15 protein-coding genes are annotated in these 11,738 nt (G+C 59.1%); 8 read left to right on the top strand and 7 right to left on the bottom strand.

The window, feature by feature from the left end; genetic code table 11:
- Nucleotides 1-198: 198 nt before the first annotated feature.
- Nucleotides 199-639 (top strand): type VI secretion system amidase immunity protein Tai4, encoded by a 441-nt coding sequence (locus LCH65_RS02735; RefSeq protein WP_003431402.1) that lies wholly within the window; start codon nt 199-201, stop codon nt 637-639.
- Between the two features lie 22 nt (nt 640-661).
- Nucleotides 662-1,102, top strand: coding sequence for a type VI secretion system amidase immunity protein Tai4 (locus LCH65_RS02730; RefSeq protein ID WP_058416564.1), 441 nt, complete (start codon nt 662-664; stop codon nt 1,100-1,102).
- A gap of 76 nt (nt 1,103-1,178) precedes the next feature.
- Here the strand turns inward: LCH65_RS02730 and LCH65_RS02725 are convergent, their stop codons facing one another.
- Nucleotides 1,179-1,664 carry a hypothetical protein gene (locus LCH65_RS02725; RefSeq protein WP_003363903.1) on the bottom strand — a complete coding sequence of 162 codons (486 nt, stop codon included), beginning with the start codon at nt 1,662-1,664 and terminating at the stop codon, nt 1,179-1,181.
- A gap of 434 nt (nt 1,665-2,098) precedes the next feature.
- Here LCH65_RS02725 and LCH65_RS02720 point away from each other — a divergent pair, with 434 nt between their 5' ends.
- Nucleotides 2,099-2,332, top strand: a complete 234-nt coding sequence (locus LCH65_RS02720; protein ID WP_003313478.1) for a DUF3077 domain-containing protein — start codon at nt 2,099-2,101, stop codon at nt 2,330-2,332.
- A 41-nt stretch (nt 2,333-2,373) separates the two neighbouring features.
- On the opposite strand, the gene LCH65_RS02715 is transcribed toward LCH65_RS02720, so the two are convergent.
- From LCH65_RS02715 to LCH65_RS02700, 4 genes are all read right to left on the bottom strand, one after another.
- Nucleotides 2,374-3,531, bottom strand: coding sequence for a phosphatidylserine/phosphatidylglycerophosphate/cardiolipin synthase family protein (locus LCH65_RS02715; RefSeq protein ID WP_003431405.1), 1,158 nt, complete (start codon nt 3,529-3,531; stop codon nt 2,374-2,376).
- A gap of 1 nt (nt 3,532) precedes the next feature.
- On the bottom strand, nt 3,533-4,114 hold the full coding sequence (locus LCH65_RS02710; protein WP_024661583.1) for a YceI family protein: 582 nt from the start codon (nt 4,112-4,114) through the stop codon (nt 3,533-3,535).
- 89 nt (nt 4,115-4,203) lie between these two features.
- Nucleotides 4,204-4,533, bottom strand: a complete 330-nt coding sequence (locus LCH65_RS02705; protein WP_003363909.1) for a hypothetical protein — start codon at nt 4,531-4,533, stop codon at nt 4,204-4,206.
- Entirely contained in the window at nt 4,530-5,636 is a 1,107-nt protein-coding gene (locus tag LCH65_RS02700; RefSeq protein ID WP_058416563.1) for a serine hydrolase, read from the bottom strand. The genes LCH65_RS02705 and LCH65_RS02700 overlap by 4 nt, the downstream gene beginning before the upstream one ends.
- A gap of 234 nt (nt 5,637-5,870) precedes the next feature.
- On the opposite strand from LCH65_RS02700, the gene olsB reads away from it, so the two are divergent.
- Both olsB and LCH65_RS02690 read left to right on the top strand, forming a co-directional pair.
- Nucleotides 5,871-6,626, top strand: a complete 756-nt coding sequence (gene olsB / locus LCH65_RS02695) for an L-ornithine N(alpha)-acyltransferase (RefSeq protein ID WP_003405915.1) — start codon at nt 5,871-5,873, stop codon at nt 6,624-6,626.
- Nucleotides 6,626-7,420, top strand: coding sequence for a lysophospholipid acyltransferase family protein (locus LCH65_RS02690; protein ID WP_058416562.1), 795 nt, complete (start codon nt 6,626-6,628; stop codon nt 7,418-7,420). The genes olsB and LCH65_RS02690 overlap by 1 nt, the downstream gene beginning before the upstream one ends.
- On the opposite strand, the gene LCH65_RS02685 is transcribed toward LCH65_RS02690, so the two are convergent.
- Nucleotides 7,378-7,977: an ACP phosphodiesterase gene (locus tag LCH65_RS02685; protein ID WP_003431412.1), complete on the bottom strand. Its 600-nt coding sequence runs from the start codon at nt 7,975-7,977 to the stop codon at nt 7,378-7,380. The two genes, LCH65_RS02690 and LCH65_RS02685, sit on opposite strands and share 43 nt — an antisense overlap.
- A gap of 164 nt (nt 7,978-8,141) precedes the next feature.
- On the opposite strand from LCH65_RS02685, the gene LCH65_RS02680 reads away from it, so the two are divergent.
- From LCH65_RS02680 to LCH65_RS02670, 3 genes are read left to right on the top strand one after another with little or no spacing between them, the layout of a single operon-like run.
- Nucleotides 8,142-8,456, top strand: coding sequence for a helix-turn-helix transcriptional regulator (locus LCH65_RS02680; RefSeq protein WP_003363918.1), 315 nt, complete (start codon nt 8,142-8,144; stop codon nt 8,454-8,456).
- A gap of 28 nt (nt 8,457-8,484) precedes the next feature.
- The gene (locus tag LCH65_RS02675; protein ID WP_003431415.1) at nt 8,485-9,651 is read left to right on the top strand and encodes an MFS transporter; all 1,167 of its coding nucleotides are present in this window, start codon (nt 8,485-8,487) and stop codon (nt 9,649-9,651) included.
- A 21-nt stretch (nt 9,652-9,672) separates the two neighbouring features.
- Complete coding sequence (locus tag LCH65_RS02670; protein WP_226439114.1) at nt 9,673-10,722, top strand: alkene reductase; 1,050 nt, start codon at nt 9,673-9,675, stop codon at nt 10,720-10,722.
- Between the two features lie 126 nt (nt 10,723-10,848).
- Here the strand turns inward: LCH65_RS02670 and LCH65_RS02665 are convergent, their stop codons facing one another.
- Complete coding sequence (locus LCH65_RS02665) at nt 10,849-11,700, bottom strand: hypothetical protein (protein ID WP_003363925.1); 852 nt, start codon at nt 11,698-11,700, stop codon at nt 10,849-10,851.
- Nucleotides 11,701-11,738: the final 38 nt, after the last annotated feature.

Raw genomic sequence — 11,738 nt, 5'->3', positions numbered from 1 at the left:
CCGAGATGGTTCGGTACCTTCCTGAGGCTCATTGCCCCTGTCCCTCCTCGCAACACAGCTTATTCTTCTGCTGGCTGTAAACCACTGGACTCATGAAAAATAAATTTTTTTTCAGGCATACCGGGTGAAGCACTGGATGATCACTACAAGGACTGTGTCGAGATTGCTAGCCATGACAAATTTCTGGAGCCTTACGCAATGAAATCACTTTTTACGACCGTACTGGCCTGTTGCTCGCTCACCGCGCTTACTATTCATGCATCTGCTCAGCCATCATCGCCAGAAGGCATGTATAGAACCCACGCACAAAACTATAAAGACATGGTTCTTGCCACCTGCATTGCGAGCGCTTACAAATTCAGTGACAACGTCGGGACTGACGCTGGCAGCAGCGTCACAGCGTTGCGCGAGTGGGCCAACTATGATTGGGAAAAAAGTCCTGAGAAACCCAGAGAATTCGTAGACAACTACCTCGCAAGAAACTACACAAACCCTCTTGTCGAGTCCGAAATAAAAGGTGTGAAATTTGACTTGCTTAAGTGTCTTGATCTTTACCACAGCAAAGAGCTGGAAGCACAGACAAAAAAAGCCGTAATAAACCCTACACATACCGACGCGCAAGACTACAAAAAACCCTAAACACCAAATGGAGTTAAGTGCAATGAGGCTACCTCTTGCAATCAAGACAGTATTTCTTGTATTCGCGACAACCAACTGTTTTGCAGACACACTACCTTCATCACCGGAAGGCATGCATAGAAGCTATGCACAGAACTACAAGGACCTGGTGCTCGCCAACTGTATAGCAAATGCCTATGCATATGATGTCAAGGTAGGAATTGACGCGGGCAGTAGTGCCACCGCAATGGAAGACTGGGCAAACTACGATTGGGAGGAAGGTCCAGATGAAATCAGAGCGTTGGTAAAAAAATACCTCGCGCGCGACTACACAAACCCTTTGGCCGAATCCCAGATCAAGGGTATAAAATTCGACCTGCTGAAATGCCTGGACATGTATCACAGCAAGGAACTGGACGCGTTGACGAAGAAAGTCGTTACAGAACCAAATCATACCTACATGCAGAATATCAAAAAGCCTTAACTACTTCCTTCAGCAACAAGCCTGTCCAGCAAACGCTGCACAGGCTATTTTCATTGCAAGCACTCTACCCCGCACATTATCTGTAGGGCGGAGACACATCATGCTGATTCAATGTGATCCGATAGCTTTTTAACGTCACCCCCTCGGTGATGTACTGCTTGCTGAAATACTGATAAACAGCGCCAGTCACTTCTACACCAACACCATTTGGCGTGTCGAAAATCTTCACATCACTCAGAGCGCTGTCAGTCAGCAGAAAAAGATTAGAGTCGTTCAACTGCTTCAGCACTTGCGAGTCGCTGCCATCCAGACGTTTACTGATGTAAAAACGCAAGGTGTCCTGATCTGTTGCGGGTGCGCCGTAGCGAGTGATGTAGAGCCAGTCACCCTGTGGCAGCTCGCGCTTCATGACTACTTCGTCCGCGCCCGAAGGGCTGTCCAGGTAGTCGAACAGTGTGAGTTTCAAAACCACTATCGAGAACAGCAGCCAGAAGAAGAATTTATAGTTGAATTTCAGATTGAGGCTTTCCGGCTGTTGCCCATCGCTCCCTATATTATCCATTCCTGTCCTTAGCGCTGAACACGTCTTTGTGACGTAGAAAAGAGTGTACCCACGTTTACAAGGCAGGCAACGAAAGATCCTCAGAAAACCTTTTTCGATAACTCTTGTAAGAATTAACTGCAGGAAGCCTCCCTTCCAATTGAAGGAAATTTCCGAGAAAATCCCGGCCTATTGCGCTTGGCTATTCAGGTCTCTAGCCTTCATCGGTCGCTGCCCAATCAGCGATCAGGTTTGGTAGACCTGAGTGACCTGTGCGCAATGCGCCACCTTCTCAAGGCGCATTTTTTCGGCCTGCGTTTATGGTGGCCGTGCGCTTGGCGTCTTCGGACGCACCGGCTTGCCTGGTCACCGGTCTACCAACCTGCGTACGGCCGCCACCCTGATCGTTTGGTAGCGAAAGGGGCGGCTCCTTTCATTGATCAGGAGTTGCAAACATGCCCGATAAAATCGTCCCCGACCCGCCCACCGCCCTGTTCACCGTCAACGCATCCGTCAGCCAGGAAGAAGCGCTCAACTACGCTTCGGATCTGCTGCGCTGCATCATCACGACGGCCTATGAGTCCGGCGACAGCACTCAGGGCACCAGCCGTGATCTGGCGTTTTCGGTGCTGCACATGGCCGAGATGGCCAAAGCCATGGTTGATCGCTCACTGGAATGCATCGTTTGACCGGATGACAACCCGGGGCCACGCTCGGCCCCGCGCAAACCTCAGTTACGCTGATCCAGCAAGTTCACCACCAGCCGGTCGATCCAGCCCCACAAGCGCTGCTTGACCCGTCGCCACAGCGGTCTGGCCTTCCAGTCTGCCAGCGTGGTCTCGGCGCTCAGGGCGAAGTCTTTTTCAAAGCTGGCGACCACGTCTCGGGTTAGTCCGGGGTCGAGGGCTTCGAGGTTGGCTTCCAGGTTGAAGCGCAGATTCCAGTGATCGAAATTGCACGAGCCGAGACTCACCCAGTCGTCGATCAGGACCATTTTCAGGTGCAGAAAGCACGGCTGGTACTCGAACACCTTGACCCCGGCACGCAGCAGGCGCGGGTAGTAGCGGTGACCGGCGTAGCGTACGGACGGGTGATCGGTGCGCGGCCCGGTCAGCAACAAACGCACATCAACGCCACGTGCCGCCGCCCGACGCAAGGCGCGGCGAACTTTCCAGGTGGGCAGAAAGTAAGGGGTGGCCAGCCAGATCCGCTTTTGCCCGGTGTTCAGCGCACGTACCAGCGACTGCAGGATGTCGCGGTGCTGGCGGGAATCGGCATACGCGACACGACCCAGGCCCTCGCCGGTTATCGGGGCCTTGGGCAGATGATCAAGGCCGAAGTTTTCTTTCGGACGCCAGGCGAAACGCCGGGCGTTGGCGTGGAACTGCCGGTTGAACAGCGCCTGCCAGTCGATCACCAACGGCCCGGTGATTTCGACCATCACTTCGTGCCACTGGCTGGCGTCCTTGTCCGGCTCCCAGAACTCGTCGGTCACACCGGTGCCGCCCACCACGGCCAAGGCCTTGTCCACCACCAGCAGTTTGCGATGGTCGCGGTAGAAGTTACGCACGCCCCGCCGCCAGTGGATCGGATTGTAGAAACGCAGAATCACACCGGCATCGGTCAGTTGCTTGCGCAGGCCGGCGTCGAAGGCTTTGGAACCGAAGTCATCGAACAGGCAGCGCACAATCACGCCACGCCTGCCCGCCTCGACCAGCGCGCGCACGATAGCGTCGGCGCAGGCCCCGGCTTCGACCAGGTACAACTCCAGATCGACCTGCTGCTCGGCGCGATCGATGGCTGCGATCATGCGCGGAAAGAACGCAGGACCGTCGATCAGCAATTGAAAGCGGTTGTTTTCACGCCACGGAAAAATCGCACCGTTCATATCAGCGCGCCGTGAAGATCAGGACAGCCCCGACCGGGACCGAGAGGCTCACCGCCGACAATCCTGCGGCGTTGCGCAAGGCCTTGAAGTCCGGGGTCATATCGAAATCCTGGGCATGGATCACCAGCGGCTCGAGCGTCACGACCTGAAATCGCCGCTCGTCGAGACGCGTCGCCAGCAGCTCGGCGTTATAGCTGTGGGTCTTGCCGCGCAGGCTGACGGTCAGCGGTAAACGCAGTTCCAGTTGTGCGCCGGGCGCGAGGTTATTGATCGGGCGCATGTCTAACTGCGCATTGATCTGAGCAGCCGGAAACTTGCGCACCTGAAACACCTGCTCTCGAAGGCGCTCGTCGCGCAGCGGAATGCCGGTGCTGACTGAATCGGTTTCAACTTCCACTTCAGCCAGCCCCTTGGCGTCGACTTTGCCGTGCAGCACCAGAAAGCGATGCACTTCGGCAATATCGGCATTTTTAGTCGAGGTGAACGAGAGTCGCGACGACTCGTTATCCAGATACCAGTTCGCATGGGCAGGTAACGCCACGGCGGCCAGCATGACCAGCAGCAGGCGATTCATAGTGAGCATGCAGACTCCAGACGTGCAATTGAGGGCCACCTTATCCGCCTGTCTGACCGCTGGCAAACGCCCGCGTTCGGCGGCAATTCATCAGGCCCTCATGGCAGCAGGCGACAACCCTGTCGCTCACCCTGCCAGGACGCGCTGCTGGTGCGTCCCAGGCCGCTGGCAATGACCCGTTTTTGACTGCTGTCGTCGACCAGCGTGCTGGGCAGATACTGCTTGATGTAGCCCTGGCAATACGCTTCGGAATTATTCATGACGTACCTGCACGAGCAGTATTCCTTGGCGGTGTAGGCACTGATGATGGTCGGGAACGCCTGCAGGTTCACACGGTACTGCCAGGCGAGCACGGCAAGTGCGGCAACCATCAGCAACAGCAGGCTGCTGAAGGGACGGCGCAGGATGAACATTCGGCGCGTGCTCATTGACCGCCCTCCTTGCCAAACGCGGCCTGTACGCGCTTGAGCATCTCATTGTGGTTGTAGGTAGCGTCGCGGTCATCGGCATAGCGCACGATCACCAGCTTCTGATCGGGAATCACATACAGCGCCTGCCCCCAATGCCCCAATGCCGCGAAGGTGTCAGGGGGAGCGTCTGGCCACGGTCCTTTGCCGCCATCGGCAGTTCGGTTGAGCCACCATTGGCCAGCGGGCACTTCAACACTGGCATCCACGCCCTCACCGGCAAACGGCGTCAGCACGAAGCCCATCCACTCCTTGTTGAGCAACTGCCGATCCTGCCATTGCCCGCCGCGCTGCATCAGCAGGCCGATGCGGGCCAGATCGCGGGCGGTCATGTAGGCATAGGAAGAGCCTACAAATGTACCCGCGCCATCGGTTTCCCAGACCGCACTGCGGATGCCGAGCGGGTCGAACAGCGCGGTCCATGGGTAACCCGGATAAGCATCATCGCCGACCATCTTTTTCAAGGCCGCCGCCAGAACGGTGCTATCGCCGCTGGAGTAGAGGTAAGTCTTGCCGGGGGGGTGGGCAGCGCGGTGATCGGCGGTGAAGCGCGCCATGTCGTCGCGCCCGCGGGTGTAGAGCATGGCGACCACCGAAGAGTTGAGCGGTGCGTATTCGTAGTCTTCCTGCCAATCCAGACCCGAAGCCCAGTGCATCAGGTCTTTGATGGCGATATCGGGGTGCGCCTTGAACGGCGGGTAGAACTTCGCCACCGGATCATTCAGTTGAAAGCGTCCTTCTGCAAACGCCACCCCCAGCACCGTCGCCATGATGCTTTTGCTTATCGACCAGGTCAGGTGCGGCGTTTGCGCGGTGGTCACACCGCCGTAGCGCTCGTACACGACTTCGCCATCACGAATCACCAGCAGCGCATCGGTGCGAATGCCCTTGCGCGTGGCGTCGTCACGGGGCGGGAAGGCGTAGGCCTCGAGCTCTTCGATGGCCGCAGATCGCGGCACAGACTGAGAAGGCCATTGCTCTGTCGGCCATGTTTGAGCAACGACGCCCTGGGTACTGAAACCCAGAATCAGAACCAGACACAGACGGACAAATCCAAGCGGCATGACAAGGCCTCTACAGAATTATCCGCACACCGTATCAGCGTTTCATGACAGTCAGCTATCAACCCAAGAGCAGACGCAGAGGAAATGGCCACAGCGTTTCCCGTCACACAACCATCACCAAAGCTTCACAGGCATGACACGCCATCTCCCTAGCCTGCAAGTACGGCAAAGCGCCTGGACAAATCAGTCAACCAGCCCTCTCTGCATCTGCAAGGCTGGCTCATGGAGATTCGTATGACCCAGATCGCCCGCATTCGTGACAACACTTCTGAACGTCGTCTTCAGGCCGAGCGCCTGATTGGAGCGCGCGCCTTGCAGGAAGCACAGGCGTTGCGTTTCAGTGTGTTCAGCGAAGAGTTCAACGCCCGTCTCAACGGCGCTGAACAAGGCCTGGACATCGACGATTACGATGTTCACTGCTCGCACATCGGGGTACGCGACCTGAACACCGGGCGTCTGGTTGCCACGACCCGGCTGCTCGACCATCAGGCCGCCAACACGCTGGGACGCTTCTACAGCGAAGAGGAATTCAGCCTGCACGGGCTGGTCAATCTGCAAGGGCCGATCCTCGAACTGGGTCGCACCTGCGTCGATCCGGCCTATCGCAACGGCGGCACCATCGCGGTGTTGTGGAGCGAACTGGCCGAGGTGCTCAACGAAGGCGGTTACAGCTACCTGATGGGCTGCGCGAGCATCCCGATGCAGGACGGCGGTATTCAGGCCCATGCGATCATGCAACGCCTGCGCGAACGCTACCTGTGCAACGAGCACCTGCGCGCCGAGCCGAAGAATCCGCTGCCGACCCTCGACATCCCGAGCAATGTGATCTGCGAGATGCCACCGCTGCTCAAGGCCTACATGCGTCTGGGGGCCAAGATCTGCGGCGAACCGTGCTGGGACGAAGACTTCCAGGTGGCCGACGTGTTCATCCTGCTCAAGCGCGACGACTTGTGCCCGCGCTATGCCCGCCACTTCAAGGCGGCCGTGTGATGAGCCGGTTGCGCGGCTATGCCCGCGTAGTCCGGGTGCTACTGGTCGTAGCGCTCGGATTGACGATTGCCAGCGCGTTCGCGGTCCTGGAACGCACCAGGATCGGAGGTTCGATGGAGCGCAGGCAGCGCTGGAGCCGCTGGTTCATGGCACGCCTGACCAACGCCCTGCCGTTTCGCGTCACCGTGACAGGTCAACTGCCAACCCAACCCATGCTGTGGGTCAGCAACCATGTGTCATGGACCGACATCGCCCTGCTCGGCATGCTCGCGCCGCTGTCGTTTCTGTCGAAGGCCGAAGTGCGGACCTGGCCGGTAGCGGGCTGGCTGGCGCTGAAGGCCGGTACGCTGTTCATTCGTCGCGGATCGGGCGACAGCCGTCTGATCCAGAAGCAGATGTGCAACCATCTGCAGCAAGGCAACGCGCTGCTGATCTTCCCCGAAGGCACCACCACGGACGGCAAAAGCCTGCGCACCTTTCACGGTCGTCTGCTGTCCAGCGCCATCGACGCTGGCGTGCCGATCCAGCCGGTGGCCATTGGTTACTCGCGTGACGGCAAGCCGGACCCGATCGCCCCCTTCATTGGCGACGATGACTTGCTGTCGCACTTGCGCCGACTGTTCGCCAACGAGCAGAGCGATGTGCATATTCACCTGCTGACACCGATTCCGACCGCTGACCAGGAACGCGCCGCACTGGCCTTCAAGGCCCAGCAGGCCGTTCAGGTGGCGTTGTTTGGCGAGCCGCCGGTTCAGCCGAGCGACGAGGTTTCGCGTCCGGCCCGAGCGGCCTGAGCGAAATCCTCGAGTAGCGGATAGAACTCGGCGAAATCCGCACTCAAGGGCTGGTACAGCGCCTGCAGTTCCTGCATGCCGCCGGCCAGCCCTTCGGGTTTTGACAGGCGTCGGGATATCCCGCTCAACACCTGCTCCAGCACTCCGAAATCCCGATACGACCCCAGCCAGTCCTGCGCCGCCATGCGCGGTGCGATCAGCGCCAGCCGCTCGGGCAATTGTGGCTCGGCAGCCAGCGTGCCATAGACCTTGCGGGTGAATGCGTCCAACGGCAGGTCGGCATAACGATGCCAGTCGCGCGCCAGGCAGTGATCGAAAAAAACATCGAGCATGATGCCGGCATAGCGCCGTCTCTGGAGCGGAAAGCGGGCAATGGAGGCCTTGATCAGCGGATGACTGTCAGTGAAGGCGTCGATGCTGCGGTGCAGACGAATCGCCGCCTCCAGTTCCGCAGGAAAACGTCCCGGCAGCGGACCTTTGACGAAATCGCCATACAGGCTGCCAAGCAATTGGGCGGGCCGGTGCCCGCCAAGATGAAGATGTGCCAAGTAGTTCATGGCTGCAAGCCTAGGCCGCTTTCGGGCCCGCTGTCCATATATCGTTATAACCCGATATAGCGATTTGGCTGATCCTAAGCACATAATCATATTTGTATATCGCGAAATATAGATATAAGGTTCGCTCTATCGCGATATATCGCTACACCGCCTGTGAGAACGACATGCAGATCGACCTCGACGACATAATAAAAGCCCTGGCCCACCCGGTCCGCCGAGAAATCCTGACTTGGCTGAAAGACCCGCGTGCGAGCTTTCCCGCCCAGGAGTACTCGATCGAACACGGCGTGTGCGCCGGACAGATCGATCAGCGTGCGGGATTGTCACAATCCACTGTCTCGGCCCATCTGGCGACCTTGCAACGCGCTGGTCTGATCAGCAGCAAGAAGGTCGGCCAATGGCATTTCTTCAGACGCAACGAAGAAGTCATACAGGCATTCGTTCAGGCGCTGGTTGAAGAACTGAACAACCCGACCTGATTTTCCAACGTTTACCAGGAGTTGCCCCGTGCCTCTTTCGCTACTCATTCTGGCTCTGAGCGCCTTCGCCATCGGCACCACCGAATTCGTCATCATGGGCCTGCTGCCCGATGTGGCAGCCGACCTCGGCGTATCGATCCCCGGTGCAGGCTGGCTGGTGACCGGCTATGCGCTGGGCGTCGCTGTCGGTGCACCGTTCATGGCCATGGCCACGGCAAAACTGCCGCGCAAGGCCGCGCTGGTCACGCTGATGGGGATTTTCATCATCGGCAATCTGCTCTGTGCGCTGGCCAGTGACTACAACGTCCTGATGTTCGCCCGCGTGGTGACTGCACTGTGTCACGGTGCGTTCTTCGGCATCGGCTCGGTGGTTGCCGCAGGTCTGGTGCCCGCCAACCGGCGTGCCTCAGCGGTGGCCTTGATGTTCACCGGCCTGACACTGGCCAACGTACTGGGCGTGCCGCTGGGTACTGCGCTGGGTCAATACGCGGGCTGGCGCTCGACCTTCTGGGCCGTCACGGTCATCGGGGTGATTGCGCTGATCGGCCTGATCCGCTTCCTGCCGACCAACCGCAACGAAGAAAAGCTCGACATGCGCGCTGAACTCGGCGCCCTCAGAGGGGCCGGCATCTGGCTGTCGCTGACCATGACTGCGCTGTTTTCAGCGTCCATGTTCACCCTGTTCACCTACATCGCCCCACTGCTCGGCGAAGTCACCGGCGTATCGCCCAACGGCGTGACCTGGACCCTGCTGTTGATCGGCCTGGGCCTGACCGCCGGCAACGTGATTGGCGGCAAGATGGCCGACCGCCGCCTGGCGTCCACGCTGATTGGCGTATTCGTCTCGATGGCGGTGATCTCCACCGTACTCAGCTGGACCAGCACCGCGCTGATCCCGGCTGAAATCACGCTGTTCCTCTGGGCAGTCGCGGCCTTCGCCGCCGTCCCGGCCCTGCAGATCAACGTGGTGACGTTCGGCAAAGCCGCACCGAACCTGGTGTCAACCCTGAACATCGGCGCCTTCAACGTCGGCAACGCGCTGGGCGCCTGGGTCGGTGGCAGCGTCATCGCCCACGGTCTGGGCCTGACCAGCGTACCGCTGGCCGCCGCCATCCTGGCCGTGCTGGCGCTGCTGATTACCCTGATTACCTTTCGCCAGACCGGCAACCCCGAGCTGGCACCTGCTACGCATTGATCAATTACGAGGATTCGACACATGACGACTATCTTTGACCCGATCACCCTGGGCGATCTGCAACTGCCCAACCGCATCATCATGGCCCCACTGACGCGCTGCCGTGCCGATGAAGGCCGTGTACCGAACGCGATGATGGCCGAGTATTACGTTCAGCGTGCCTCGGCGGGCCTGATCCTGACCGAAGCCACCTCTGTGACGCCAATGGGCGTGGGCTACCCCGACACCCCGGGCATCTGGTCCAACGATCAGGTGCGTGGCTGGAGCAACATCACCAAGGCAGTGCATAACGCCGGTGGCCGCATTGCCCTGCAGTTGTGGCACGTGGGCCGTATTTCCCACCCTGCCTACCTGAACGGCGAAACCCCGGTCGCGCCAAGTGCAATCGCAGCCGAAGGCCATGTCAGCCTGATGCGTCCGATCACCCCATTGCCAACCCCGCGGGCGCTGGAACTGGCGGAAATCGGTGACATCGTCGAGGCCTATCGCGTCGGTGCGGAAAACGCCAAGGCGGCGGGCTTCGACGGCGTGGAAGTGCATGGCGCCAACGGCTATCTGCTTGAACAGTTCCTGCTGACCGGCACCAACCAGCGCACCGACGAGTACGGCGGTTCGGTGGAAAATCGTGCGCGTCTGCTGCTGGAAGTCACGGATGCCGTCATCGAAGTCTGGGGCGCTGGCCGTGTAGGCGTTCACCTCTCGCCTCGCTTCGACATGCACGACATGAGCGATGCAAACCGCGCCGAAACCTTCAGCTACGTGGCTAAAGAGCTCGGCAAGCGCGGTATCGCGTTCATCTGTGCCCGTGAGCGTGATGCTGAAGACAGCCTTGGCCCACAGTTGAAGAAGGATTTCGGCGGCGTCTACATCGCCAACGAGAAATTCACCAAGGACACTGCCAACGCCTGGCTGGCAGAAGGCAAGGCCGACGCCATTGCCTTTGGCGTGCCTTACATCGCCAACCCGGACCTGCCCGAGCGTCTGGCCAGCGATGCGCCTCTGAATGAAGCCCATCCGGAAACGTTCTACGGCAAAGGGCCAGTCGGCTACATCGACTACTCACGGATGTAAACCGCTGTCGTAAGACCAGAAACCCCGATTCGCAGGAATCGGGGTTTCTTCGTATCTGCACCTGGATTTACTGGCCAGCGCTCCCTCGGCGAACTGCCGCACTGAAGGCGGCAGAGGATGCCAAGGTCAACGGCGTGCGTTGAGCTGTTGCGACAGGTTCTGGATCTGGCTGTTCAGGGTATTGATGTTACGAGTCACCTGAGCACGAAACGCATCGAACTCGGCCGTATTGGCTTCTGCCGAAGGCGCCGGGCGGTTTTCCTGTTCGCTTTTCAGCACCATCAGGTCCTGCTCCAGGCGTTCGACAGCGGCAGACGGGTTGCCCTGCTTTTTCAACGTGGCGACATCGGCCGCCACGCTTTTGATCTGCGCATCCAGCTTGCCCTGATCCGCCTGAGCGGTCTTCAGGTCAGGCAACGCGGCCTTGAGCGTGGTCAGTTCAGCGACAACGCTTTTGAGCTGTTCCTGCAACTGCGCGTTTTCACTCTGCTGCTGGGCGGTTTGCGCGGCCATCTGCTCCAGACGTTTGTCGAGACTGCCCTGCTGACCTTCAACGCCTTCGCGTTGTTTGTCCTGATCTTCCAGTTGCGCTTCCAGCAACTTGATACGCTGCTTGAGCGCCTCTCCATCACTGGAAAGCGCTTCGGTCGCGACCACCTTGCCGGAAATATCCTGCAAGCGCCCCGCCGCTTCTTCGCTGATGCGCGCAAAGCTTTCCTGAGTCGCCACCAACTGCTGCTCCATCAGAGAAACCTGCTGAAAGCTCCACCAACCCAGACCGCAGAAAGCAATGAACAACGCACCGACCAACGCCCACAAAGGCCCGGTGCTCGGCGCCTTGACCTTGACTACAGGCGTGGTGCGCGAATAGACGGTGGTGCGCTCGCGTGCGCTATTGCTCGGCGCGAAGTCGTCATCATCGTCCTTGGCGCTCAGGCTGGGAACGTCATCGACGTCGTCGTAGGGATCGTTGCGCATGAATAACCCTTCAGGAAGCTGTTAAATCAAAGTTCGTA

The organism is Pseudomonas sp. MWU16-30316, assembly GCF_020515645.1.
Taxonomy (GTDB): domain Bacteria; phylum Pseudomonadota; class Gammaproteobacteria; order Pseudomonadales; family Pseudomonadaceae; genus Aquipseudomonas; species Aquipseudomonas cerasi.
The sequence above is the reverse complement of the archived record's forward strand: the minus strand, read 5'-3'. Positions and strand labels throughout refer to the sequence as shown.